Annotated in this window: 1 protein-coding gene; it reads right to left on the bottom strand. The window is 37.9% G+C overall.

From position 1 onward, the window contains the following. Nucleotides 1–340 (bottom strand): DUF2931 domain-containing protein (locus H5154_RS23300; RefSeq protein WP_182719783.1); only part of this gene is annotated, 340 nt, incomplete at both ends.

The following is a 340-nucleotide window of genomic DNA, read 5'->3' as shown; positions in this document are numbered from 1 at the left end:
CAACAATTAAATAAGGCCTGATATTTTCTTCTACTTCTCCTGTGCTTATCCATGCATAAGCAGGTAAATTTTTAGCTAATTTATAACCATTTTTATTTATTGCCAGTTCACCGTAGTAAATTCTGCTCTCTGACTTATCTAACCACTCAACCGCTACTTTTTCTGGGAATTTTTGATCGTAAACACCAACCATAGCTCCCGCTGTGGCTCGACAACAAGACATAGTTCCTGCGGGTACATCCCACTGGTCATCAAACTTAATTAAAGTCACGAATATATCATTACCTTCATCCGTTGAACCCGATACAACCATATAATCTATTTCACCTGTTGTTGCACA

The organism is Pseudoalteromonas sp. SR44-5 (assembly GCF_014163675.1).
Taxonomy (GTDB): domain Bacteria; phylum Pseudomonadota; class Gammaproteobacteria; order Enterobacterales; family Alteromonadaceae; genus Pseudoalteromonas; species Pseudoalteromonas rhizosphaerae.
The sequence above is the reverse complement of the archived record's forward strand: the minus strand, read 5'-3'. Positions and strand labels throughout refer to the sequence as shown.